The sequence below is a fragment of the Mesorhizobium sp. B2-9-1 genome (assembly GCF_006439455.1).
Lineage (GTDB): Bacteria > Pseudomonadota > Alphaproteobacteria > Rhizobiales > Rhizobiaceae > Mesorhizobium.
Genome location: NZ_VFTP01000028.1, coordinates 1 through 24,823, shown reverse-complemented (window position 1 = coordinate 24,823; position 24,823 = coordinate 1). Strand labels below are relative to the sequence as shown.

Below are 24,823 nucleotides of genomic sequence, written 5' to 3'. Positions count from 1 at the left end.
GCGCATGAATTGACTTCGTCAACGGCACGCATCTGTTTGTGGAGAAGGCGCTCACAGCGATCTGAGGCTTTCCAAGGTCCAGATTCTTCGTCCACGGACGGCTTGGCGCCCTTCCTCTCCCCCGTCGATCGGGGGAGAGGTGTCGAGCGCAGCTCGACGGAGTGGGGGTCGACCCCCTTGGCGCGGTGTCGAGATACTCTTGCGCCTGGGCCCCATTTCGATATCCGTCGGCGGCGGTTGCAAGGTGGTTCCCCCACTCCGTCGCTGCTTCGCAGCGCCACCTCTCCCCCCTCCGGAGGGAGAGGAAAGGGCGCCGAGTCCTACCGCCTACCGCTCCTCCCGCCGGAACGGCTTCAGCAGCGCCGAAGGCGCGACCGCGTTGCGCGACATGAAGGCCATGGCGACGATGGTGAAGATGAAGGGCAGCATCAGGAAGGCTTCGTAGGGGATGTGGCCGAGGCCGCTCGCCTGCATCCTGAGCTGCAGCGCATCGACGAAGGCAAAAAGCAGCGCCGCGCCCGCCGAGCGCCAGGGATCCCAGCGGCCGAACACGACCAGCGCAATCGCCACCCAGCCACGCCCGGATACGACGCCGAAGGTGAAGGCGTTGAACTGCGCCATGGTCAGGAAGGCGCCGGCAAGGCCCATCAGCGCGCCGCCGAGGATCACCGCCTGGAAGCGTGTGACCATCACGCTGACGCCGGCCGAGTCCGCCGCACGCGGGTTCTCACCGACCATGCGCACCGAAAGCCCCCATGGCGTGCGGTAGAGCACGAAGGCGGCGAGCGGAACGGCGATGATTGCGAGATAAACCAGCGTGAACTGGTTGAACACCGCCGGGCCGAGGATCGGGATGTCCGAGAGCAGCGGGATAGGCATCGTCTTGAATCCGTCGATGCTCGGCGGCACCGATTGTTGGCCGAAGATCAGCCGGTAGAGGAAATAGGCAAGGCCGGATGAGAACAGCGTCACGCCGATGCCGCAGACATGCTGGCTGAGGCCCAGCGCCACCGTGAACAGCGCATGCAGCGCGCCCATCAGCGCCCCGACCAGCACGGCCACCAGCACGCCCAGCCAAAGGCTGCCGCTGAGGCTGGCGGCGGTGAAGCCGGCCATCGCCGACAGCAGCATGATGCCTTCGATGCCGAGGTTGAGCACGCCTGCCCGCTCGGAAAACATTTCGCCGAGCGTCGCGAGAGCAAGAGGCGTGGCGATGCGGATGATGGCGGCGAGGAAGCCGACCTGGAAAATCTGCTCGAACACCGCGCTCATGTTTGCGCTCCCACGCGGCGGATGCGGTAGGCGGTGAACAGCAGCGCCACCAGCATGGCCAGCAGCGCCGTGCCCTGGATGACATCGCTTAAGAATGCCGGCACGCCGGTCGCGCGCGACATCGCCTCGGCCCCGGTCATGACGGCGGCCAGGAAGATCGCCGCCGGCACCACGCCGAGCGGGTTGAGCCTGGCAAGCATCGCGACGACGATGCCGGAATAGCCGTAACCCGGCGAGATGTCGCTCATCACCTGGAAGTGGACGCCGCCAACCTCGCCGACGCCGGCCAAGCCCGCCAGCGCGCCCGAGAGCAGCGCGGTGGACAGCAGCACGCGCTGGACGTTGATGCCGCCATAGCGGGCGGCTTCCGGGTTCTCGCCGGTGACGCGAATCCTGAAGCCGAGCGTGGTGCGCGCGATCAGGAACCAACAAAGGGGTGCTGCGATCAGCGCCGCGACGACACCGAGATGCAGCCTTGTGCCTTCGATCAGCACCGGGAAATTGGCCGAGTCCTCGATCGGCGGTGAGATCGGGTAACCGGAGAAGGTGTCCTTCCACGGCCCCTCGATCAGCGCCATCAGCGCGTAATAGATGACCGAGTTGAGGAGCAGCGAGCTCACCACATCGTCGACTTTGAATTTGACGCGCAATATCGCCGGCACCAGCGCGACGAGAGCGCCCGCAGCCGCGCCTACAAGGGCCATCAGCAGCATAGCGAGATAGCCCGGCATCGGGATCGCGCCGACGAAGCAGCTTGCCACCGCGCCGGCGAGCAGCTGGCCCTCGGCACCGATGTTCCAGAATTTTGCCCGGAAGGCGATCGCCACCGCCAGGCCGGTGAAGATCATCGGGGCGGCGCGCACCAGCGTCTCGGTAATGGCGTAGCTGTCGCCGAGGGATGCAGACAGCATCACGCCATAGGCCTCGATCACGCCGGCGCCGGTCACAGCGATGAGGCCGCTGCACAGGACTAGTGTGGCGGCGATGGCGACCAGCGGCAGCGCGAGATTGAACCAGGCGGGCGTCGACGTGCGGGCCTCGAGGCGAAACATCAGGCGTGGCCCTCCGCGCCGGTCATCATCAGGCCGAGCCTTGCGACGGTGGCGTCAGCGCTCAAAAGCGTGCCCGCGATGCGGCCCTCATACATCACGGCGATGCGGTCCGAGAGCATCAGCAGTTCCTCGAGGTCCTCGCCGATGACGATGATGCCGCAGCCCTTGGCGCGCATGGCGAGGAATTTCTCGTGGATGAAGCGGGCAGCGCCGATGTCGAGGCCGCGCGTCGGCTGCGAGACGATCAGCACCTTGGGATCGAAAGCGAGCTCGCGCGCAAGAAGCGCCTTTTGCAGATTGCCGCCGGACAGCGCGCCGGCGCGCACCATCGGCCCGGGACAGCGTATGTCATAGGCCTTGATCTGTTGCTCGGCAAAGGCGCGGATGGCGGCGGGATTGAGCAATCCTTTGCGGCTGAAGGCCTCGGTGCCGATACGCGGCAGCACCATGGAGTCGGCTAAAGGCAGGTTGGTGACGAGGCCGGTCGTCATCCGGTCTTCCGGGATGCGGCCGAGCCCGAGCGCCTGCAGCTCGCGCGGCGAAAATTGCGTCACCGCTTTGCCGGCTATCATCATGGTGCCAGCCTTCGGCGGCAGCATGCCGGAAATGACGTCGGCCAGCGCCCGCTGGCCGTTGCCGGAAACGCCGGCGATGCCTAGGATTTCGCCCGCGCGGACGAAAAGCGAGATCTCGCGCAGCGGCGTGCCGGCGTGGGCGGAAGTGGAAATGCCGTCGAGCGTCAGCACGGAAGCACCGGGCGTCGAAGCCTGCTTGACCGGAGGGACGATTTCGTGGCCGCACATCAGCTTGGCCATTTCCGCCGATGTGGTGCTTGCCGGATGGTCGACGCGGCCGGCGACCTTGCCGTGGCGCAGGACGACGCAGCGATGGGTGAGGGCCCTGACTTCGTTGAGCTTGTGCGAGATGAAGATGATGCCGAGCCCTTGCGCCGCCATCGAGCGCAGGGCGGCGAAAAGGCCATCGACCTCCGAAGGCGCCAGCACCGCCGTCGGCTCGTCGAGGATCAAAAGCCTGGCGCCGCGAAACAGCGCCTTGATGATTTCCAGCCGCTGCTGCTCGCCGACCGAGAGCGCCGACACCGGCAAGTTCGGATCGAGGCTCAGCCCATATTGCCGGCTGATTTCGGTGAGCCGGGCAAGCCCGCGAGCACGATCGATGCGGCCGGACTTGCCGGGAATGCCGATCAGGAGGTTCTCCAGCACCGTGAGGCGCGGCGCGAGGTGAAAATGCTGGTGAACCATGCCGATGCCGGCGGCCAGGGCGTCGGCGGAATTGTGGATGGCGACCGGCCTGCCTTCGACCAGGATCTCGCCAGCGTCCGGCGCATAGGCGCCGAACAGCACGTTCATCAGCGTCGTCTTGCCGGCGCCGTTCTCGCCCAAAAGGCCGAGGATCTCGCCAGGGGCAACGCTAAGGTCGACGGCCTCGTTCGCCTTGACGGCGCCGAAGCGCTTGGTGATGGCGCGCATTTCGACAAGTGGGGCGGACAAGGGTGCTCCTGCAGGATTGGCTTAACTTGAAAGGGCGTGTCCGGCGCCCCCCTCTGGCCTGCCGGCCATCTCCCCCTCAAGGGGGGAGATCGGATGTCACGCCGGCCTTCGCCAACTTTCAACGTTGAAAGGACCGAACGCCGTCGACGGAACTGCCAATCTCCCCCCTTGAGGGGGAGATGTCCGGCAGGACAGAGAGGGGGGCCTCGCGCCGCCCCAGGCGTCAATCCGAAACCGGCGTGTTCTCGTCGACGTCGACGCGGAAATTGCCTTCGAGAATCTCGGCCTTCTTCTTCTCGACCAGGTCCTTGACGTCCGCCGGCAGCGTCTTGTCGAACTTGTGGAAGGGCGCCAGATAGGAGCCGCCCTTGGCCATGCGCGAGAAATCGCCATAGTCCTGCGCGGTGAAGACGCCGGCCTTGACCAGCTTGATCGCCTGCTCGACCGTCGGATACATGTCCCACACCGGGCCGGTGATGACCGTATCCGGCCCGAGGCTCGACTGGTCGGACATGTTGGAGATGGCAAAAATCTTCTTCTCGACCGCCGCCTCGATGACGCCGAAACGCTCGGCATAGATGACGTCGACGCCGGCATCGATCTGCGCCACGGCCGCTTCCTTGGCCTTGGGCGGATCGAAGAAGGAGCCGATGAAGGCGACCTTCTTCTTGACGTTCGGGTTGACCTCCTTGGCGCCGGCGAAGAAAGCGTTGACCAGCCGGTTGACCTCCGGAATGCCCATCGCCGCGACGGCGCCGACCGTGCCCGATTTCGACATCTTTCCGGCGATCATGCCGGAGAGATAAGCGGGCTCATGGATCCAGTTGTCGAAGACGCCGAAATTGGGTTCGGCCGGACCGGCGCCCGAGCCGAACAGCCACGCCGTCTTCGGGAATTGTTTGGCGGTGCGGCGCGACTCGCGCTCGGCGGCGAAGGCGTCGCCCAGCACCAGTTGGTAGCCCCCTTGAGCATATTCGCGCATCACGCGGCTGAAGTCGGCGGTCTGCACCTTTTCCGACCATTTGTATTCGATGCCCAGCTCCTTCTCGGCCTTCTGCAGGGCGACATGGATCTGGTTGTCCCACGGCTCCTCGATCGGCGTGGCGAAGATCGCCGCCACCTTCAGCTTCTTGTCCTTGGCGAAGGCCGCGCCGGGCAGCGCCGCCGCCGCAAGCCCGAGCGCGCCGAGTTCCAGCACGTTGCGCCGCGACAGGCCGGCGCGTTGCGTTTTGCTACGGTCGTTTTCCATTGAAGTGCCCCTCTGTTCGACGGCCGTGTCGAGCCGGCCGTTCAAAAATGTCAGACGAGCGACTATGGAACGGCGCCTGAGATTTGTCCACATGGTCAAATTTGGCGGATAGGGACAGTGCGAGGCTGGAAGCGCTGGCGGGACAGCGCCCCCCTCTGTCCTGCCGGACATCTCCCCCACGAGGGGGGAGATCAGCAGCGGGGTCGACGGCACTCTACTCTGTAATGGTGGTGGTTGGCGAAAGCCGGCGCGACATCCAATCTCCCCCCTCGTGGGGGAGATGGCCGGCAGGCCGCGGCTTTTTGGCCTTATCCGTTGGCAGTCCAAGCCCCCGTTTCGGCAAACCGCCTCAACGCCGGCGCCGGCTCGAAAATCGCCCGGCCGGTCCGCCGACGCCAGAACTCCAGCCGCTCGACGATTTTCGCCGCGCCTTCGAGCCCGGCCCAGAACATCGGTCCGCCCTTGCCGATCGGGAAGCCGTAGCCATTGACCCAGACGACATCGATGTCGGACGCGCGTGCCGCGATGCCTTCCTCGAGAATCTTGGCGCCCTCGTTGACCAGCGGATAGAGCGTGCGCTCGATAATCTCGTTGGCGCCGATCTCGCGCCGCGCAATTCCAAGCTCCGCCGCCTTCGCCAGGATCAGCGCCTCGACATCCGGATCGGCAATCGGCTCACGCAAGCCAGCCTCATAGTGGTACCAGCCGCGCGCGGTCTTCTGGCCGAAATGGCCCTGCTCGCACAGCGCATCGGCGATCACAGCCGTCTGGCCGCGCGCCTTGCGGTTGCGCCAGCCGATATCGAGGCCGGCGAGATCGCCCATCTGGAACGGCCCCATCGGCCAGCCGAAATCGGTGAACGCCTTGTCGACCTGGCTTGGCGTCGCGCCTTCCAGCAACAGCGCTTCATTCTCGGCGCCGCGCGCGGACAGCATACGGTTGCCGATAAAACCGTGGCAGACGCCGACGACGACCGCGACCTTGCCGATGCGCCGGGCGAGGTCGGCGACCGTCGCCAGCGCGTCAGGCGCGGTCTTTTCGGCGCGCACGATCTCAAGGAGCTTCATGACGTTTGCCGGCGAAAAGAAATGCATGCCGAGCACATCTTGTGGCCGCGAGGTCGAGGCGGCGATTTCGTTCACGTCCAGATAAGAGGTGTTGGTAGCGAGGATGGCGCCAGGCCTGGCGATCGCGTCGAGCCTGCCGAACACGTCCTTCTTCACCGGCATGTCCTCGAACACGGCCTCGATGATCAAATCGCAATCGGCGAGATCGGCGTAGTCGGTGCTGCCCTTGAACAGATCAAGCCGCTTTTGCTTCGCCTCCTCGGTCAATGAGCCGCGACTGACCGAAACGGCATAGTTCTTCTCTACCGTAGCCAGTCCGCGGCGCAGCGCCTCCTCGCTCGTCTCGAGCAAGGTCACCGGAAGACCGCCATTGGCGAAGGCCATGGCAATGCCGCCGCCCATGGTGCCGGCGCCGATGATGCCGACGCGCTCTATCCGGCGCTTCCGCAAATCCTTGCCCGGTATCTTCACCGCCTCGCGCTCGGCAAAGAACAAATGCCGCTGCGCCCGCGACTGGTCGCCGGAAACGAGTTTTTGGAACAGTTGCCGCTCGGCCGCAAGCGCTGCGTCGAAGGGCAAGGTGATCGCGTTGCGCACGGCTTCGGCGCAGGCAAGCGGCGCGTCCAGTCCGCGGGCTTTTCTTGCCAGATCGGCGGCTTGGCGGTCGAAGGCTGCGAGATCGGACCCGGCAAGGCGGTCATTGCGGTCACGCACCGGCACGAACGGCCCGCCTCGATCAGCCATTTCGCGCGCGAAACGAACCGCCCCTGCCAAGAGATCGATTTCGACAACCGCATCGGCAAGGCCGGCGGCCTTTGCCTCGCCGGCCGAGATCGGCGTGCCCGAGACGATCATGTCGAGCGCTTTCGCGGCGCCGACCAGGCATGGCAAACGTACGGTCCCGCCGCCGCCCGGCAAAAGACCGAGCTTTACCTCCGGCAGGCCAAGCTTGGCGCCGGCGTCCGAGACACGGAAATGGCAGCCCAATGCCAGTTCCAACCCGCCGCCGAGCGCCGTGCCGTGGATGGCGGCGACCGTCGGCTTAGGAGCCGTTCCCAGCAGGGCGATAATGGCGCGCAATTCCGGTTGCTCGACCGGCTTGCCGAATTCGGTGATGTCGGCGCCGGCCACGAAAGTGCGCCCGGCACAGGCGATGACGATGGCCCTCGCGGCGGGATCGTCGCGCAAAGCGGTGAGCGCCTCGTAAAGCGGCTTGCGGACATGAAAGCTGAGCGCATTGACAGGCGGGTTGTCGATGGTGACCACCGCCACGCCGTTATCGTTCGCGACGGTGACAGAACTGGACAAGCGGAACCTCCCAAGACCGGCTGCAATCGCGCAAGGGTTTACTAGGCAGCGAGGCGAATGGGAACCCGATGCGGCTCTGGCCCTATGGTTGGCGAGGCCCGGTCAGTTATCCACCCGGCCGAAAGCCGGCACGTCGCCGATCACCTCGCGCTTGTCCTTGCCGCAGGCGAAGGTCTTCGCCTTCTCGTCGGCGAGCTTGCGCGCCTGGTCGTTGGCGTGCGGATTGCCGGTGGCTAAAACCAGGCCGATCGTGCAGCCCTGGTGCTCTTCCGGTTGCGCCACCTTGGCGACGACCAGCACATCGGTCGACTTCTTCTCGTCCTCCGGATTGCTGACGGAGCGGCGGTGGATGGCGGCGAAGGGGATGACGACGTCGCCATTGGTCTCGATGCGCCACTCGACTTTCGGTCCGGAGCCGTTGAAGGCGGTGAAGCTCTCCCAGACCGCAGTCATGTCGTCGGACGGAAAGCCGTAATAGACGGATTCGCGAGCATCGTCATAGCCGATCAGCACCGGGTAGCCGCGATAGCCTGAGCAGACGAGGCTCGCCCAGTCGCCGTCGCCTTCCGCGGCCTGCGCATAGGTTACGCAGTCCTTCTTCGAGTCGAGATCGGTATAGGCGCTGGAGATGTCGCCGGCCTGGGCCGCCTGGCAGAAACCGGCGAGGGCAAGCGGGATCAGAAGAGCTCGCATTACTGGCAACTCCGTTCGAGTTGCCGGAAGCGTAACGTCAATCGCTATTTCTTCAAGCTGGCTTCGATCAAGAGGTCGGCGTTGCGGGCGACCGCCGCCGCCGGTCCGCCCAAGCCAAACAGCTGGCCGCTGATATAGGCGCCTTCGATGAGCAGCAGCAGGCCGTCACCCAGCGTATCGGAATCGGCGGCGCCCATTGCGGCGGCCATGGCGCGCAGTCGCCGGCGCAACTCGACTTTGTTGTTCTCGCTCACCACCCGCGCGGGATGGCCGCGCTCGGGATATTCCACCGCAGCGTTGGTCATGCCGCAGCCGCGATAGTCCGGCTTTTGCGTGCGTTTGCCGACGCGGGTCAGGAAAGCGATGATCTGCGCGCGCGGATCGCCCGGATGCGCGTCGACTGCCTCGTCGAAGCGCTCCCAGAATTCGAGGTCGTATTTGCGCAGATAGGACGCGGCAAGCTCGTCCTTGGACGGGAAGCTGCGGTAGAGGCTCGGCTTGGTGACGCCGGCGCGCCTGACGATCTCGTCGACGCCGATCGCCCTTATGCCCTCGCGGTAAAAGAGGTCGCGCGCGACGTCCAGGATCTTGTCCGCCGCCCTGGGAGCAGGAGGCTCGCTGATCGACGCTTCAATTTTATTGTCGGATGGCATTCAAACAACTCGCTTGACAATGTTACTGACCGGTACGTATGTATGGCTTCACTCCATTGCAACGTACCGGTCAGTAACATGATAATCCAGTCCCGTCCGTTTGGCCAGCGCTACGCATTCGTCGTCGTTGCCGTCATTTTCCTGTGCCTGCTGATCGCGGCGGGGCTCCGTTCGGCGCCCTCGGTGATGATGGTGCCGCTGGAGGAAAGCTTCGGCTGGCATCGCGACGTAACGTCCTGGGCCGCCAGCGTCGGCATCCTGCTCTATGGCCTGACCGGTCCGTTCGCCGCGGCGCTGATGGAGCGCATCGGGTTGCGCCGCACGCTGCTCGGCTCGCTGCTGGTGATGTCGGGATCGACCGCGCTCAGCCTGTTCATGACCGAGCCATGGCATCTTTTCATTACCTGGGGCGTGTTTTCCGGCATCGGTTCGGGCGCGGTGGCGAGCGTGCTCGGCGCCACCATCGTCAACCGCTGGTTCAAGACCAATCGCGGCCTGATGATGGGCCTGATGTCGGCCTCAAGCGCCACCGGCATGCTGGTGTTCCTGCCGCTCATCGCCTCGCTGGCGCAGAGCGGCGGCTGGAAGCCGGTGGCGATTGCCGTGGCGCTGGCCACCGCCGCGCTGATCCCGTTCGTCTTGCTGCTGGTGCCGGAGCGCCCGGCTTCGATCGGGCAGGTTCGCTACGGCGCCGATGCCGGCGACGTGCCGCCGGTGTCGCCTGCATCGCAGGGCAATTTCCTGGCGCACACGCTGAACACGCTGCGCCGCGCGGCCGGCACGCGGGTGTTCTGGTACCTGTTCGCCACCTTCTTCGTCTGCGGCTTCACCACCAACGGCCTCGTCGGTACGCATCTCATCGCCTTCTGCGGCGATATGGGCATCGGCGAGGTGCAGGCGGCCGGGCTGTTGTCGATGATGGGCATTTTCGACCTGATCGGCACCACGCTTTCCGGCTGGCTCACCGATCGTTTCGACCCGCGCAAGCTGCTCGGCGTCTATTACGCGGTGCGCGGTCTGTCGCTGATCTACCTGCCCTATTCCGGCTTCTCGGCGACCAGCCTGGTCATCTTCGCCGTGCTCTACGGGCTCGACTGGATCGCCACCGTGCCGCCGACGCTGAGGCTTGCCAACGAGGCTTTCGGCGACCGCAGCGGGCCGATCGTGTTCGGCTGGATCGTCGCCGGCCACCAGGTGGGCGCCGCGGCGGCCGCCGCCTTCGGCGGCACGATGCGCGAGCTGCAGGGCAATTACGAGCTGGCCTTCCTGATTGCCGGCATGACGGGTATCGCGGCGGCTTGTATTTCGCTGCTGATCAATACGAGCAGGCCGGCGTTCGAGCCGGAACCGCAGGCGGCTTGAGGCGCGACTTTTCCTTCTCCCCTTGTGGGAGAAGGTGGCCGCGAAGCGGCCGGATGAGGGGTGCTCCAGGGAAAGCCAACGTCTCACTCCGCTGGAATACCCCTCATCCGTCTCGGCGCTGCGCGCCGATCCACCACCCGGCCCTTCGCAGGCTCAGGGCGTTCGAAGCTCGAAAAGCCAAGCAATTGGCTTTTCGTCCGCTAACGCGGACCGCTTCTCACCCCACAAGGGGAGAAGGAAGATGTCGACTGTTATCAAAACTTCATGGTTCCGATATGCGCCTGAAACATTGAGGCGAGAGCTTGGCGGTCCCGCTCAATGCCATCCCGGAGACAGCCATGAACAAGCTTTCGCTCACCCGCCGCGCCTTCGTCACTTCGGCCAGCGCCTTCGGCCTTGTCGGCGCCTCCGGTCTGGCGCTGCCCTATTATTCCCGCGCCAGCCAGCGTCCGGCCTTCACGCATGGCGTCCAGTCCGGCGACGTCGACGCCACGTCGGGCATGGTGTGGACCCGCACCGATCGCCCGGCGCGCGTGATGTATGAAGTGTCGACGACCGAAAGCTTCGCCAATGCGACGCGGCTGGCTGCGCTCGATACCTCGCCGGCCAGCGACTACACGGTGAAGCGGCTGCTCACCGATCTCGCCTCGGACCAGGACATTTTCTACCGCATGACCGCTGCCGATCTTTCCGACATCAATGCCGTGTCCGAGCCGATCGTCGGCCGTTTCCGCACCGCGCCGTCGTCCAAGCGCGACGTGCGCTTCGCCTGGTCGGGCGACACCGCCGGCCAGGGCTGGGGTATCGACGAGACCGGCATGAAGACCTATTCGACCATCGCCAAGCACACGCCGGACTTCTTCCTGCATTCCGGCGACACCATCTATGCCGACGGCGCTATGAAGGACGAGGTCGACCTGCCCGGCGGCGGCAAGTGGAAGAACGTGGTCATGATCGACGGCAAGCGCAAGGTGGCCGAGACGCTGGACGAGTACCGCGACCAGTGGAAGTACAACATGATGGACAAGCATGTGCTTGGCCTGTCGGCCATCTGCCCGACCTTCTACCAGTGGGACGACCACGAGGTGCTCAACAACTGGTCGGATTCGAAGGACCTGACCGCCGACGACCGCTACAAGGAAAAGTCGATCCATGTGCTGGCGGCCAGGGCGGCTCGCGCCTTCCATGAAATGACGACCATCCGCTACGAGCCGTCGGAGCCGGGCCGCGTCTACCGCAAGGTCTCGCATGGGCCGCTGCTCGACGTGTTCTTCCTCGACATGCGCTCCTATCGCGGCCCGAACGGCCCCGACATGGAAGAGACGCTGACGCCGAAGTCGCGCATGATCGGCGAGGAGCAGTCGAAGTGGCTGAAGCGCGAGCTGGCGAATTCCAAGGCGACGTGGAAGGTCATCGCCGCCGACATGCCGCTCAGCCTGGTCGTCTGGAACGACGCGGCGAAGAAGGCCGGGGCCGAGGCGGTCGCCAACAGCGACAATGGCGCGCCAAAGGGCCGTGAGCTGGAATTCGCCGACGTGCTGCGCTTCATCAAGAATGCCGGCATCACCAACACGGTGTGGCTGACCGCCGACGTCCACTACACCGCGGCGCACTACTACAATCCCGACAAGGCGCAGTTCCAGGATTTCAATCCGTTCTGGGAGTTCGTGTCCGGTCCGATCCACGCCGGCACCTTCGGCCCCAACGACCTCGACATGACCTTCGGGCCGGAGCTGAAATTCATCAAGGCGCCGACCGCCGAGCAGGGCCAGAACCTGCCGCCGTCGGCCGGGCTGCAGTTCTTCGGGCTGGTCGACATTTCCGGCGCGACGGAACAGCTCACCGTGCGGCTGATGGATCGCGACGACAACGAGCTTTACAAGGTCACGCTCGATCCGGTGCGGTCGGCTTGAAGATCAATAAAATCCGAGGCGCCGGCGCGAGGCCCCCCTCTCTGGCCTGCCGGCCATCTCCCCCTCAAAGGGGGAGATCGGATTTCGCATCGGCTTTCGCTAATTTCCAACGCTGCAGGACTGGCAGCGGGATCAAAGCTGCTAATCTCCCCCCTTGAGGGGAGATGCCCGGCAGGGCAGAGGGGGGCGCTGTCCCGCCAGCATTTGCCGTTTTCCTGTGGCGGAAAGATCAATCCGGATAGCAAGCCCGGGGAATTTTCGGCCAGACCGCGGTATCGCAGTTGGCATCCTTCTGGCGCTGCTTGAAGGCGGCGCTGACCGGGCCGGTGACGATCGGGTCGACGCCGTCGGGGGCGTCGGCGAACATCTGCTGCGCGGTCCTGGCGTCGGGCGGCGCGATCGGGTCGGCTTGCCGAAGCGTAGCCGCCGATTGCGCGGCGCCGGCCGCGACGAGCACGCCAAGCGCCGCCCACGCAAAAACCGGACGCAATCTGGACATAGGATCGGTCATGAACATCGAACTGTCCGGCCCCTCAAAGGTTCCGCCTTGGTTAACGGAATCATTTCACACCAAGACGTTTAAGAATCAGTGACTATGTATTTGGGGTCGGGCCTCCCCTTTCGCAAATGCGAAAAACCTTGTATGAGCCGCGCAACCGAAAAAGGCGGCGCCTCTGGGCCTGCTGCCTGCAACACTCCCGAGACCAGACAATGAACCTCCGCAATATCGCGATCATCGCGCATGTCGACCATGGCAAAACCACCCTCGTCGACCAGCTCCTGAAACAGTCCGGCGCCTTCCGCGACAACCAGCGCGTCGCCGAGCGCGCCATGGATTCCAACGACCTCGAAAAGGAACGCGGCATCACCATCCTGGCCAAGGCGACCTCGGTCGACTGGCATGGCACCCGCATCAACATCGTCGACACGCCCGGACACGCCGATTTCGGCGGCGAGGTCGAGCGCATCCTGTCGATGGTGGATTCGGCGATCGTGCTCGTCGACGCCGCCGAAGGCCCGATGCCGCAGACCAAGTTCGTCGTCGGCAAGGCGCTCAAGGTCGGCTTGCGCCCCATCGTCGTCATCAACAAGATCGACCGTCCGGATGCCCGCCATATCGAAGTGGTCAACGAGGTGTTCGACCTCTTCGCCGCGCTCGACGCCACCGACGAGCAGCTCGATTTCCCGATCCTCTACGGCTCGGGCCGCGACGGCTGGGTTTCGGAAAACCCCGAGGGTCCGAAGGACCAGGGTCTTGCACCGCTGTTCGACCTGGTCGTCAAGCATGTGCCGGCGCCGACGGTCCATCCCGGCCCGTTCCGCATGATCGGCACCATCCTCGAGGCCAATCCGTTCCTCGGCCGCATCATCACCGGCCGCATCGAGTCCGGCACGCTGAAGGCCAACCAGGCGGTCAAGGTGCTGCACCATGACGGCACGCAGATCGAGACCGGCCGCATTTCCAAGATCCTCGCCTTCCGCGGCCTCGAGCGCCAGCCGATCGAGGAAGCGCAGGCGGGCGACATCGTGGCCATCGCCGGCCTGTCCAAAGGCACCGTCGCCGATACGTTCTGCGATCCGGCGGTGAGCGAGCCGCTGCATGCGCAGCCGATCGATCCGCCGACCGTGACCATGTCCTTCCTCGTCAACGACTCGCCGCTTGCCGGCACCGAGGGCGACAAGGTGACCAGCCGCGTCATCCGCGACCGGCTGCTGCGCGAGGCCGAGGGCAATGTCGCGCTCAAGATCGAGGAATCGGCGGAGAAGGATTCCTTCTTCGTGTCCGGCCGCGGCGAATTGCAGCTCGCCGTGCTGATCGAGACAATGCGCCGCGAGGGCTTCGAGCTTGCCGTGTCGCGTCCGCGCGTCGTCATGCAGAAGGGCGACGACGGCCAGCTGCTGGAGCCGGTCGAGGAAGTCGTTATCGACGTCGACGAGGAGCATGCCGGCGTCGTCGTGCAGAAGATGTCGGAGCGCAAGGCCGAGATGGTCGAGCTGCGCCCGTCCGGCGGCAACCGCCAGCGCCTGGTCTTCCACGCGCCGACGCGCGGCCTGATCGGCTATCAGTCGGAACTGTTGACCGACACGCGCGGCACCGCCGTGATGAACCGCCTGTTCTTCGCCTATGAGCCGTATAAGGGCGAGCTGCCCGGCCGCACCAACGGCGTGCTGATCTCCAACGAGCAGGGCGAATCGGTCGCCTATGCGATGTGGAACCTGGAAGACCGCGGCCCGATGATCATCGATCCGGGCGTCAAGGTCTACCAGGGCATGATCATCGGCGTCCATTCGCGCGACAACGACCTCGAAGTGAACGTGCTCAAGGGCAAGAAGCTCACCAACATCCGCGCCGCCGGCAAGGACGAAGCGGTGAAGCTGACGCCGCCGATCCGCATGACGCTGGAGCGGGCGCTCGCCTGGATCCAGGACGACGAGCTGGTCGAGGTGACGCCGAAGACCATCCGCCTGCGCAAGCTCCATCTCGACCCGAACGAGCGCAAGCGTTTCGAGAAGGCCGCCAAGGTGATGGGCGCGGCGTAGGGTTCCATGGAAAGTTCGAAAGAGGGAGCGGTTGCTCCCTCTTTTTTTGTTTCAGCCGCAGGCAGCCGAGACGATCGCGGCGCAATCCGCGTCCCCGGCGAGGTCGATGGACACTGCCAGGCCACCGCGCACGGGCTTGCGCAAGGCCCTTCCGCCATCGGGCTCGATGGTCAATCGCTTGCGGTCGTCCAGGGCCTGAAGCCTTGACCGCGATAGGCCGAGCTCGCCGGCAAGCAGGCGGTCCAGCCGCAAAGGCGTCGTGCCCTCGATCCGAAGTTCGATCGCGAGCGTGGTCGCGCGTCCCGGCTCGCCGGCCAGAAGCTCCTTTCGGACCGTGACGCCGGGAGATTCCTCGATCCGGCCAGCCCGGTCGCGCAGCATCGCGCTGTCGAAGGCGTGGCGGCGGACAAGGTCCTGATCGTTGCTTTCAATCGCGGCGAGCAGCGCCGGCTCGATGTCGCGGCGGTTTCGCCGTTCCAGGATGGCGAAATTCCAGGAGTTGTCGCAGTCGACGCAGCGATAGATCAGCCAGACGTCAATGCGCTTGCCGTTGGCATTGACGCGGAATTTCCCGCCGCATCGATAAGGCTTGAGGCCGCCGCAGCGATTGCAGTTGATGAAAGGTCGTGGCGCGATTGCGGGCGCAATCGTCCAACGTACGCACAAAGTTCGAGACATGCCGGTAGGCCCTTCCCGTCGGGAAGTCCGTCAGGCCGGCGATGTCCGAGATGCCCCTTGTTGTTGAGCATGATCTTTTCCGAAAACCGGATACCACTTTTCGGGATCATGCTCACGGGCCACGGCGTGGCGAAGACTGCGTGTTTGAAAATCAGGCGTCGGCGCGGATTGCACGCGACGGCGGCTCAGCATGCCAAACCGGTCTCGAACCGCCGCCTGAAGAACACGTGAGATGGAGCAGACGCGCCAATGACTGCGCCTGCGGTCATTCGGGGGAGTTGGCGAGACCGGCGGTTACTGAGGCAAGGTGATGCTCGAAAATGGGTGTCGGGATGGGTCTTCTAGCGGGAGATTGACGAGGGGGCAAGGTTTAGAGGGCGAGGTTGGCGCTGCCCCTCATTGCCCTGCCGGGCATTTCTCCCCGTCAACGGGGAGAAAGAGGCTGGCCGCGACGCCGGCGCCCATTCTGCGACGTTTGCGATTGGCGAAATCGTCGGCGCCATGTCCCTTCTCCCCGTTCAACGGGGAGAAGATGGCGGCAGCCAGATGAGGGGCGGCGCCGGCGCTGGCGGTTTGTTGTCGCCTTGATGAACGGTCGCGCCTTGCCGGGGCGTGCCAAATCTACTCTGATCGGCTATCGTTCTTTTCTATCTTATAGGAATCGACCCCATGCATCTCGCCTCGTTGCTGATCTTCGCTGCCGCGCTCTTTGTCGCCGCCGGCTCGCCCGGCCCGTCGATCGCAGCCTTGGTGGCGCGGGTGATCTCGAAAGGGTTCCGCGACGTCTTCCCGTTCCTGCTGGCGATGTGGATCGGCGAGGGCGTCTGGCTTTCGCTGGCGGTGTTCGGGCTCGCCGTCGTGGCGCAAACCTTCCACTACGCCTTCGTCGTCGTGAAATGGGTTGGCGTCGCCTACCTTGCTTATCTCGCGTTCAAGATGTGGACGGCGCCGGTCGAGGCGAAGGAGGGCGAGATGCCGCGCGAGGACTCGCCCCTGAAACTTTTCCTTGCCGGCATGGCGGTGACGCTCGGCAATCCAAAAATCATGATGTTCTATCTGGCGCTGCTGCCGACCATCATCGATCTGGCTTCGGTCAGCGTGATCGGCTGGGTCGAGCTGACGCTGACCATGGCGCTCGTGCTGGTCGTCATCGACCTCGCCTGGGTGCTGGCCGCTTCGCAGGCGCGCCAGCTGCTGAAGAGCAAGCGCGCCATGAAGATCGCCAACCGCGTCAGCGCCACGACGATGGCGGGCGCTGCCGCAGCTATCGCCGCGCGGTAGAGCTGTTCATCGTTTCTGGAAAGGACGACCAGCTCCATCTCTTCAGTGTGGAGCAATTCCGGACGGAAAACCGCGTCACGCTTCTCCTGGAATTGCTTTGAGCTACTTGGGCAGCACGCCGGCCGAGGGCAGCGCCGCCGCAGCCGGCGGGTGCGGTCCGCCCGCATAGAATTTCGAGGCCGGGTTCTCCTGCATGAAATCGTAGGCGACCATGCCGAGCGGCCGCTTCTGCCGCTCCGACGCCGGTTGATGCCATGGGATCGACTGGCGCAATGCAGCGAGAGCCGCGGTCGGTGCTTCGCCGAATTTCCGCTGCGGGTTCTGCGCCTTGCGGATCTCCATCCAGTAGCTTGCCGTCAACAGATCCTGCGCCAGCAGATGGAACGATACGTCGACCGCCTCGCGGGCGCGTTGCGTCTTGATGCGAGTTTGCGCTTCCAGGTCCTCGACGGTGGCGACGATCGCCTGGCCGTTCGGCGTCACCGGCGAGCCGAGATCGGCCAGCTCCTGCCACAGATCGGTCGGCAGGTAGCCGTCGAAGCCCGGAATGTCCTTGCGCTCGTCCGGCTTCAGCACGTCGGCCGGCTTGACCACGGTGAAGAATGGGTTGCGGAAGCGCTCGATGCGCTGCGCCACAGCGACGCCGAGATTGGTCAAGGCGTTGGTGAGCGCCTCGACCTGGTTGGCCATCGGGTAGGGATCCCAATTGGCGTTGGAGAAGATATAGCCGGACTTGCCGTTACTGAGCGGGCCGCCCTTGATGTAGTATTTCATGAACTGCGGCGTGCTGAGTTCCGGCGAGCTCTGCGGCGTCAGACCGGGCAGGATCGCCGGATTGTGATCCGAGGAATTGATGGAGAGGAGCACGGAATCGCGCAAATCCGCCCAGGCCTGCCAAGCCGAGCCCTGGCGCTGGCTGGAGGCGCGCATGCTTTCCGGATCCTGGATGATGCGGGCCGGATCGTCATCGAAGAGATAGCTGCCCTTGATCATGTCCATGACGCGGGCGGCGTCCCAGGTCAGCCACGGATAAGGCCGCATCGACTGCACCGGCGCGGAGATCGGCGTCACGCTGGAGTTCATGCCGTTCAGCCCCATGGCGTAGCTGAGGTCGGTCCATTCCAGCAGTTTTCGCGTGTCCTCCAGCAGGAGAACGGCCTGCGCCTGCGCGTAGGCGTTGGTGCTGATCAGCGCCGCCTGGTCGGCGGCGAAGGGTTCGAGCGGCTTCAGCCCGGCCTGATCGAGCGCTTGCGCGGCCGGCATGCGAACGCCCTTGACATAGGCATCGCCTTCGCCGACCATGGCGGCGCCGATATTGCCGAGCGTCGCCAGGTCGCCCTCGCCGAGCGTGCCGCGCGATTGCACGACCGGCGTGACGCGCTTGTTCAGCATGTCGACGAGCATATGCGTCAGCTGCGGGCTGGCCGCCTCGTAGGACATGGTGTTGGCGCGGATGGCCATGATCGCGCGCACCAGCGCCTCCTCTTGCAGCTCCGGCCCATAGCCGCGGTTCACGCCGCCCTTGAAGCGCGCGAGCTGCTGGTCCTTGAGCAGCTTGGTGTTTTCCGGCGTGGTCGGATCGCCTGAAAAGATCACGGTTTCGCGCTGGTCGCCGGCGCCGCGATTGAACCAGTAGATCGTGACGCCTTCGGCCGCACCCTCGAGCAGCAAGCCATAAGCATCCGCCGAACGTTGCAGCGCCTCCGGGCTAAGCTCGACCTTGGCACCGTTGCGCGCGATGGCGATGACCTGGTCGATGGTCAGGTCATGGCCGGTTAGGGTTACCGTCTTGTCGGCGGCTGCCTCGAAAATGGGTTGATAGACGGTTGCCGCCTCGAAGGCCTGCACAGGCGGCGCGGCGAGGCCGGCTATGACGGTGAGGATGCAAAGGAGAAGTTTGGGCTTGGCGATTCGGTCCAGCATGACGGCTCCCATTCGAGACAGGTTCAGGAACGAGTTCACCCAATGGAAATTTTGTTTCCCAAAAGACTAGCCGCAAGCGCCGGCCTGTCAACGAAGGAAAGCCGCAGGACCGATGATGGAACCGGCGTGGCCTACCGGGCCATTGCGTAGTCGGTTCGGCCGCAAGCCGATCGCGGTGGCCGCCGGTTCGACCTGTCGAAGAAGGCGGCCACGAAGACGACAGCAGGAAGTCGCGGCCGGAAATCCGGCCTCGTGCGATGCAGCGCGGACTCCAAGCGTTACATCATCTCGATGATCGGCGCGATCTCGACGCTGAAAGCCGGGTCCATCAGGATCGGGCAGTCCTTGGCTTTGGCGACGGCATCGTCGATATCCTTGGCTTCGACGATCGTGTAGCCGGCGGTCGGATTGCTGCCGCCATTGTTCTCGATCTTGCCGCTCGGTAGCACCGTCTTCGACATGCCGACCGGATTGCCGCCGTCGACCACGGCCGAGCCGAGCTTGTCGTACCAGCCGGTCCAGGCATCCATAGCCGCTTTGCGTTCGGCGTCGTCGGTCGGCATCTTGCCGGAGCCGTGATAGACATAGAGAAATTTCGCCATGTTCTCCTCCCTTTGTCGGCGGCGTCGAACCGGCATGCGGCCACGCCGCTTGCGATATGCAGCGATGCTGCAATCCGATATGCGGCCTTGCCGCAATCCTGATCATCGGACCAAAACGAAAAACAGGCAATCGATGTTAAGTTGAGTCTAATGTAACGAGCTCACCTTACCATGGCGTGGTATTCGGGGTTGGGCCGCATGTCGACCGCGGCCGCCACCCGGTTCGACATGTTGAAGAAGGCGGCGGTCGAGGCGATGTCCCAGATGTCGCGGTCGGTGAAGCCGGCCTGGCGCAAGGCGGCGCGGTCGGCCTCGACGATTTTGGCCGGCTCCTCGGTCAGTTTCACGGCGAATTCGAGCATGGCGCGCTGCCGGTCCGACAGCTCGGCAGCGCGAAAATTCATCACCATTATTTCGCCGAACGCCGGTTCGCCCGACAGCTGGCGCACCGCCGCGCCATGCGCGGTCAAGCAATAGAAGCAGTGGTTGATCGAGGAGACGACCACGGCGATCATCTCGCGCTCCAGCTTCGACAGACCGGATTCGCCCAGCATCAGATCGTTGTACATGTCGGTGAAGGCGCGAAGCTTCTTCTCGTCGAAGGCGTAGGCCAGAAGCACGTTGGGCACGAGGCCGAGCTTCTCCTCGCATTTGTCGAAATAGGCTTTCGTCGCCTCGCTGAGTTCCGCCTGGACAAGGTCGAGCGCGGTTATTTTGCCGGTCATGGTCGTTCTCCTGGCGGGCCGATGGCGTCGGTTCGAATTTTTTTAAGCGCCGTCAAACCTTTGTCGCCAAACAGCGCTCATCTGGCTACCATAGTCGCAAAAGCATATAACGGGAGGGACTAAGCGTCATGGCCAGCGTGAAATCCAAGCCGAAGAGGAAAGCCGCCGCCGCGAAAGCGGAGGAGAAGCCCGCAAGGCTTGCCGACTATCTGCTGGCGCGGGCGCCCGCCGAGGACATCGCGGCCTATGACGTGGCCGACCTCGAGCGCGCCGGCGAGCTCGCCGCCCAAGCGGTCTCCAGCCACAGGAAAGGCGAAAGCGTCGTTGCCGTCGAAGCCGATTCGGGCGTTGCCTGCGACGGCCGGCCGGTCACGATCATCACCGTCGTCAACGACAACATGCCGTTCCTGTTCGATTCCATCCTCGGCGAAATCACCGAGACAAGCGGCGAACCGACCTTGGTCACCCATCCGATCGTCACCGTCCGCCACGGCAAGACCGGTGTGGTCGAGGTGCTTGGCGACGGCGGCAAGGAGGATGACGACCGGCTGAGCGTCGTCCATGTGCATATCCCGCGGCTGACCGCCGAGCAGGCCAAGAGCCTCACCGGGCGGCTGCACAAGGTGCTTTCGCAGGTCCGGGCGGCCGTCGTCGACTGGAAGCGGATGCTCGCCCGCCTCGACCAGGCGATTTCCGAATTCCGCTATTCGGCGGTGCCGCTCGACAAGAAGAGCGTCGCCGAGGCGATCGCCTTTCTCGAATGGCTGCGCGACGACAATTTCACCTTCCTCGGCATGCGCGAGTTCAAATATACAGGCGGCGAGGAAAGCGGCTCGCTGGAGCGCGCCGACAAACCCGGCCTGGGCATCCTGTCGGATCCGGATGTGCTGGTGTTGCGGCGCGGCACCGAAGCGGTGACGACGACGCCGGAAATCCGCGCCTTCCTGCACGGGCCGGAGCCGCTGATCGTCACCAAGGCCAATGCCAAGTCGTCGGTGCATCGCCGCATCTATCTCGATTACATCGGCATCAAAACCTACACGTCGAAGGGGGCGCTCGCGGGCGAGCTGCGCATCGTCGGCCTGTTCACCTCGACCGCCTACACGCGCTCGGTGATGAAGATCCCCTATCTGCGCTCAAAGGCCGAGACCGTGATCTCGAAATCCGGTTTCGATCCGCACGACCATTCCGGCAAGGCGCTGATCAACATCCTGGAAAGCTATCCGCGCGACGAGCTGTTCCAGGTTCCCATTCCCATCCTGCGCAAGCATGCCAGCGCCATACTCGGGCTGATCGAGCGGCCGCGCGTGCGGGCGCTGGTGCGCGTCGACCAGTTCGATCGCTTCGTGTCGATCATCGTCTTCGTGCCGCGCGACCGCTACGACAGCGTCGTGCGCGAAAAGGTCGGCACCTATCTGAAAACGGTGTTCGAGGGCCGTCTGTCGGCCTATTACCCGGCCTTCCCGGAAGGCGGATTGGCGCGCGTGCATTTCATCATCGGCCGTTCCGGCGGCAAGACGCCGAAGGTCGAGCAGTCGACGATCGAGGCGGCGATCCGCGACATCGTGCGCACCTGGGAAGACGCGCTCGCCGAAGCCGCGGAAGCCGCCGGCAGCGACCCGGCGCTGAAGGCGATCGCGGCGCGTTTCCCCGAAAGCTATCGCGACAGCTTCTCGGCCGCCGTGGCGCTGGCCGATGCCGGCCGTATCGCGAAGATCGGGGCCGACAATCCGATCGCCATCGACTATTACCGCCATGCCGACCAGAAGCCGCACCAGGCGGCTTTGAAGATCTACCATTTCGGCAGCCCTGTCGCGCTGTCGCGGCGCGTGCCGGTGCTCGAAAACATCGGCTTCCGCGTCATCAGCGAGCGCACCTTCGAGGTCGCCGACACCGGCTCCGGCAAAGTCTTCATCCACGACATGGAGCTGGAGAACAGCTACGGCGCGCGAATAGACATCTCCGACGGCGGGGCGTTGTTCGAAGACGCCTTCCTGTCGGTCTGGCGCGGCGATGTCGACAATGACAGCTATAACGGCCTGGCCCAGACCGCCGGCCTGTGGTCGGGCGAGATCGCCATCCTGCGCGCCTATGGCCGCTATCTGCAGCAGGCCGGCATTCCACAGAGCCAGGATTTCATCGCCGCCGCGCTCAATCGCTATCCCGAGATCGCGCGCGGCCTGCACGCGCTGTTCGTCGCCCGGCTCGGTCCGGCGGCGGAAGGCGACGGCGCGGTCGCGGCCAAGCACCTCAAGGCCAAGATCAAGGACGCGCTGGAGGAGGTGCCCAATATCGACGACGACACCATCATCCGCCGCTATCTCAACCTCATCGAAGCCTCGCTGCGCACCAATCATTTCGTGGCCGATACGAAACAGAAAGGGCAGTCGCTGGCGATCAAGCTCGATTCGCAGGCGGTCGAAGGGCTGCCGGCGCCGCGACCATGGCGCGAGATCTTCGTCTACGGATCCGAGGTGGAGGGCGTGCATCTACGCTTCGGCCCGGTGGCACGCGGCGGCCTGCGCTGGTCGGACCGCGCCCAGGACTACCGCACCGAGGTGCTGGGGCTGGTCAAGGCGCAGCAGGTCAAGAACGCCGTCATCGTGCCGGTCGGCGCCAAGGGCGGCTTCTATCCGAAAAAGCTGCCGATGAGCGCCGGGCGCGATGCCATCTTCGAAGCAGGCACCTCGGCCTACAAGAACTTCGTCTCCAGCCTGCTTTCGATCACCGACAATATCGGCGTCGACGGCGTCATCCCGCCGGCCGGCGTGGTGCGGCGCGACCAGGACGATCCCTATTTCGTCGTCGCCGCCGACAAGGGCACGGCGACCTTCTCAGACACCGCGAATGCCATTTCCGAAAAACACCATTTCTGGCTGGACGACGCCTTCGCCAGCGGCGGCTCGGCCGGCTACGACCACAAGAAGATGGGCATCACCGCCAAGGGCGCCTGGGAAGCGGTGAAGCGGCATTTCCGCGAGATGAACCGCGACATCCAGACCTCGCCCTTCACCGTGGTTGGCGTCGGTGACATGTCGGGCGACGTGTTCGGCAACGGCATGCTGCTCTCGCCGGCCACCAGGCTGATCGCAGCCTTCGACCATCGCGACATCTTCATAGACCCCAATCCGGACATGACCGCCTCGATGGCCGAGCGGCAGCGCATGTTCGCGCTGCCGCGCTCGTCCTGGCAGGACTACGACAAGTCGAAACTGTCGGAAGGCGGCGTCATCGTGTCGCGCAACCAGAAATCGATCACGCTGCCGCAAGCGGCGGCCGCCGCTATCGGCCTCGCCAAAACCACCGCGACGCCGGTCGAGATCATGAACGCCATCCTCAAGGCGCCGGTCGATCTTTTGTGGTTCGGCGGCATCGGTACCTATGTGCGGGCTTCGGGCGAAAGCAACGCCGATGTCGGCGACCGCGCCAACGACGCCGTCCGCGTCACCGCGCTCGATGTCCGGGCGAAAGTCATCGGCGAGGGCGCCAATCTCGGCGTCACGCAACGAGCGCGCATCGAGTTCGGCATGAATGGCGGCCGCTGCAACTCGGACGCCATCGACAATTCGGGCGGCGTCAACTGCTCCGACGTCGAGGTCAACATCAAGATCGCGCTGGCGTCGGCGATGCGCAAAGGCTCGCTGGCGCGGCCGGCGCGCAACAAGCTGCTTGCCGAGATGACCGACGAGGTGGGCGCGCTGGTGCTCGCCAACAACTATCAGCAGACGCTGGCGCTTTCGCTGGCGCGCAAGCGGGGGCTCGCCGACATCGCGCACCAGGCGCGCTTCATGTCAGCGCTGGAAGCGCGCGGCCTGCTCGACCGGGCGGTCGAGACGCTGCCTTCGCCGGCGGCGCTTGCCGAACGCGAGGCGCGCGGCGAGCCGCTCACCCGGGCCGAGCTCGGCGTGCTGCTCGCCTATGCCAAGATCGTGCTGTTCTCCGATATCGTCGCCAGCGACGTGCCCGACGATCAACATTTCGACCGCGACCTGATGGGCTATTTCCCGGAGCGCATGGCAAGGAAATTCGCCGGCGAGATCCGCGATCACCGGCTGCGGCGCGAGATCATCGCGCGAGTCGTCGCGAACGACCTGGTCAATCGCGGCGGACCGTCCTTCGTCAACCGGCTGCAGGAAGCCACGGGCCGCACGGCGGCCGATGTGGTGCGCATCTTCGCCGTGGTCCGCGACGGCTTCGCGCTGCCGGCGCTCTATCACGAGATCGACGCGCTCGACAACCAGATCGACGGGCAGATCCAGCTCGATCTCTATCAAGCGATCAGCCGGCTTATCTTTGTGACCAGCGGCTGGTACCTGAAGCACGAAGCCGGCTCCGCGCCGCTTGGCCAGCGCATCGCCGAATTGCAGGAGGCGCGCAAGGCGCTCGAGCCGAATCTTCTCTCGCTGCTGCCGGCCTTCTCGCGCGAGCGCGTCGAGGAGCGGCGGCAGGGCCTGTCCAAGAGCGGCGCGCCGGAGAAGCTCGCTGGGCAGCTCGCTCTGGCCGAAGTGGCCGAGCTGATCCCCGACGTCGCGCTCACCGCGCGCACGGCCAATGCCGACATCGTCAGCGCGGCCAAGGCGTTCTTCGCCGTCAGCGATGCCTTCCGCATCCCGCGCGTCGAGGAAGCCGCGCGCTCGATCATGCCGCCCGACTATTACGACCAGTTGGCGCTGTCGCGCTCGGCCGACACGATCGGCGTGGCGCGGCGCGGCATCGCGGTGGCGGCGCTCACCGCGCACGGCACGGCGGCGGATCCGGTCGCGGCCTGGCTGGAAGCCGGCGGCGAACGCGTCGCGCGCATCCGCGAGCGGCTGCAGGCGCTGACCGAAGGCGGCGACATCACCGTGTCGCGGCTGTCGGTGGCATCGGGCCTGATGAGTGACCTGACGGGGATGTGAGAGTTTGCTTGGGTTCCTCGCATGCATTGTCTTATGTAGCGCTGGTCGACCCCCACTCCGTCTCGGCTTCGCCGAGCCACCTCTCCCCCGATCGA

At 64.9% G+C, this 24,823-nt stretch carries 17 protein-coding genes; 5 read left to right on the top strand and 12 right to left on the bottom strand.

The window, feature by feature from the left end:
• Nucleotides 1-327 precede the first annotated feature (327 nt).
• The 7 genes from FJW05_RS26640 to FJW05_RS26605 all read right to left on the bottom strand — a co-directional run bounded on the left by FJW05_RS26640 (nt 328) and on the right by FJW05_RS26605 (nt 8,805).
• The gene (locus FJW05_RS26640) at nt 328-1,272 is read right to left on the bottom strand and encodes an ABC transporter permease (RefSeq protein WP_140636987.1); all 945 of its coding nucleotides are present in this window, start codon (nt 1,270-1,272) and stop codon (nt 328-330) included.
• Nucleotides 1,269-2,324, bottom strand: coding sequence for an ABC transporter permease (locus FJW05_RS26635; RefSeq protein WP_140636985.1), 1,056 nt, complete (start codon nt 2,322-2,324; stop codon nt 1,269-1,271). Before FJW05_RS26635 ends, FJW05_RS26640 begins: the two co-directional genes overlap by 4 nt.
• Nucleotides 2,324-3,835 (bottom strand): ABC transporter ATP-binding protein, encoded by a 1,512-nt coding sequence (locus FJW05_RS26630; RefSeq protein ID WP_140636983.1) that lies wholly within the window; start codon nt 3,833-3,835, stop codon nt 2,324-2,326. Before FJW05_RS26630 ends, FJW05_RS26635 begins: the two co-directional genes overlap by 1 nt.
• A gap of 223 nt (nt 3,836-4,058) precedes the next feature.
• A complete protein-coding gene (locus FJW05_RS26620) occupies nt 4,059-5,084 on the bottom strand; it encodes a BMP family protein (RefSeq protein ID WP_140636981.1) in 1,026 nt (341 codons plus the stop codon).
• A gap of 308 nt (nt 5,085-5,392) precedes the next feature.
• Entirely contained in the window at nt 5,393-7,459 is a 2,067-nt protein-coding gene (locus FJW05_RS26615) for a 3-hydroxyacyl-CoA dehydrogenase NAD-binding domain-containing protein (protein WP_140636979.1), read from the bottom strand.
• A 102-nt stretch (nt 7,460-7,561) separates the two neighbouring features.
• Entirely contained in the window at nt 7,562-8,152 is a 591-nt protein-coding gene (locus FJW05_RS26610; protein ID WP_140636977.1) for a hypothetical protein, read from the bottom strand.
• 44 nt (nt 8,153-8,196) lie between these two features.
• Nucleotides 8,197-8,805, bottom strand: a complete 609-nt coding sequence (locus FJW05_RS26605) for a TetR/AcrR family transcriptional regulator (protein ID WP_140544237.1) — start codon at nt 8,803-8,805, stop codon at nt 8,197-8,199.
• 78 nt (nt 8,806-8,883) lie between these two features.
• On the opposite strand from FJW05_RS26605, the gene FJW05_RS26600 reads away from it, so the two are divergent.
• The gene (locus tag FJW05_RS26600; protein ID WP_140636975.1) at nt 8,884-10,167 is read left to right on the top strand and encodes an MFS transporter; all 1,284 of its coding nucleotides are present in this window, start codon (nt 8,884-8,886) and stop codon (nt 10,165-10,167) included.
• A 338-nt stretch (nt 10,168-10,505) separates the two neighbouring features.
• Nucleotides 10,506-12,080: an alkaline phosphatase gene (locus FJW05_RS26595; protein WP_140636973.1), complete on the top strand. Its 1,575-nt coding sequence runs from the start codon at nt 10,506-10,508 to the stop codon at nt 12,078-12,080.
• 229 nt (nt 12,081-12,309) lie between these two features.
• On the opposite strand, the gene FJW05_RS26590 is transcribed toward FJW05_RS26595, so the two are convergent.
• A complete protein-coding gene (locus tag FJW05_RS26590; RefSeq protein WP_140544259.1) occupies nt 12,310-12,591 on the bottom strand; it encodes a hypothetical protein in 282 nt (93 codons plus the stop codon).
• A 200-nt stretch (nt 12,592-12,791) separates the two neighbouring features.
• Between FJW05_RS26590 and typA the strand changes: the two genes are divergently transcribed.
• Entirely contained in the window at nt 12,792-14,621 is a 1,830-nt protein-coding gene (gene typA / locus FJW05_RS26585) for a translational GTPase TypA (protein ID WP_140636971.1), read from the top strand.
• A 51-nt stretch (nt 14,622-14,672) separates the two neighbouring features.
• Here typA and FJW05_RS26580 read toward each other — a convergent pair whose 3' ends face one another.
• Entirely contained in the window at nt 14,673-15,299 is a 627-nt protein-coding gene (locus FJW05_RS26580; protein WP_140544229.1) for a DUF1062 domain-containing protein, read from the bottom strand.
• Between the two features lie 669 nt (nt 15,300-15,968).
• Between FJW05_RS26580 and FJW05_RS26575 the strand changes: the two genes are divergently transcribed.
• The gene (locus FJW05_RS26575) at nt 15,969-16,580 is read left to right on the top strand and encodes a LysE family translocator (protein ID WP_140636969.1); all 612 of its coding nucleotides are present in this window, start codon (nt 15,969-15,971) and stop codon (nt 16,578-16,580) included.
• 102 nt (nt 16,581-16,682) lie between these two features.
• Here the strand turns inward: FJW05_RS26575 and FJW05_RS26570 are convergent, their stop codons facing one another.
• The 3 genes from FJW05_RS26570 to FJW05_RS26560 form a co-directional block, all read right to left on the bottom strand.
• Nucleotides 16,683-18,503 carry an aromatic amino acid ammonia-lyase gene (locus FJW05_RS26570; protein ID WP_140636967.1) on the bottom strand — a complete coding sequence of 607 codons (1,821 nt, stop codon included), beginning with the start codon at nt 18,501-18,503 and terminating at the stop codon, nt 16,683-16,685.
• Nucleotides 18,504-18,781: 278 nt separating this feature from the next.
• A complete protein-coding gene (locus tag FJW05_RS26565) occupies nt 18,782-19,105 on the bottom strand; it encodes a YciI family protein (protein WP_140544225.1) in 324 nt (107 codons plus the stop codon).
• 161 nt (nt 19,106-19,266) lie between these two features.
• Nucleotides 19,267-19,830: a peroxidase-related enzyme gene (locus tag FJW05_RS26560; protein WP_140636965.1), complete on the bottom strand. Its 564-nt coding sequence runs from the start codon at nt 19,828-19,830 to the stop codon at nt 19,267-19,269.
• 128 nt (nt 19,831-19,958) lie between these two features.
• On the opposite strand from FJW05_RS26560, the gene FJW05_RS26555 reads away from it, so the two are divergent.
• Nucleotides 19,959-24,728 (top strand): NAD-glutamate dehydrogenase, encoded by a 4,770-nt coding sequence (locus FJW05_RS26555; RefSeq protein WP_140636963.1) that lies wholly within the window; start codon nt 19,959-19,961, stop codon nt 24,726-24,728.
• Nucleotides 24,729-24,823: the final 95 nt, after the last annotated feature.

Excerpts from the sequence above, each read along its gene's own strand:
- FJW05_RS26605 (WP_140544237.1), bottom strand. The coding sequence starts at position 8,805 with ATGCCATCCGACAATAAAATTGAAGCGTCGATCAGCGAGCCTCCTGCT.
- FJW05_RS26555 (WP_140636963.1), top strand. The coding sequence starts at position 19,959 with ATGGCCAGCGTGAAATCCAAGCCGAAGAGGAAAGCCGCCGCCGCGAAA.
- FJW05_RS26565 (WP_140544225.1), bottom strand. The coding sequence starts at position 19,105 with ATGGCGAAATTTCTCTATGTCTATCACGGCTCCGGCAAGATGCCGACC.
- FJW05_RS26580 (WP_140544229.1), bottom strand. The coding sequence starts at position 15,299 with ATGTCTCGAACTTTGTGCGTACGTTGGACGATTGCGCCCGCAATCGCG.
- FJW05_RS26595 (WP_140636973.1), top strand. The coding sequence starts at position 10,506 with ATGAACAAGCTTTCGCTCACCCGCCGCGCCTTCGTCACTTCGGCCAGC.
- FJW05_RS26590 (WP_140544259.1), bottom strand. The coding sequence starts at position 12,591 with ATGACCGATCCTATGTCCAGATTGCGTCCGGTTTTTGCGTGGGCGGCG.
- FJW05_RS26620 (WP_140636981.1), bottom strand. The coding sequence starts at position 5,084 with ATGGAAAACGACCGTAGCAAAACGCAACGCGCCGGCCTGTCGCGGCGC.
- FJW05_RS26635 (WP_140636985.1), bottom strand. The coding sequence starts at position 2,324 with ATGTTTCGCCTCGAGGCCCGCACGTCGACGCCCGCCTGGTTCAATCTC.
- FJW05_RS26575 (WP_140636969.1), top strand. The coding sequence starts at position 15,969 with ATGCATCTCGCCTCGTTGCTGATCTTCGCTGCCGCGCTCTTTGTCGCC.
- FJW05_RS26600 (WP_140636975.1), top strand. The coding sequence starts at position 8,884 with ATGATAATCCAGTCCCGTCCGTTTGGCCAGCGCTACGCATTCGTCGTC.
- FJW05_RS26560 (WP_140636965.1), bottom strand. The coding sequence starts at position 19,830 with ATGACCGGCAAAATAACCGCGCTCGACCTTGTCCAGGCGGAACTCAGC.
- typA (WP_140636971.1), top strand. The coding sequence starts at position 12,792 with ATGAACCTCCGCAATATCGCGATCATCGCGCATGTCGACCATGGCAAA.
- FJW05_RS26570 (WP_140636967.1), bottom strand. The coding sequence starts at position 18,503 with ATGCTGGACCGAATCGCCAAGCCCAAACTTCTCCTTTGCATCCTCACC.
- FJW05_RS26640 (WP_140636987.1), bottom strand. The coding sequence starts at position 1,272 with ATGAGCGCGGTGTTCGAGCAGATTTTCCAGGTCGGCTTCCTCGCCGCC.
- FJW05_RS26610 (WP_140636977.1), bottom strand. The coding sequence starts at position 8,152 with ATGCGAGCTCTTCTGATCCCGCTTGCCCTCGCCGGTTTCTGCCAGGCG.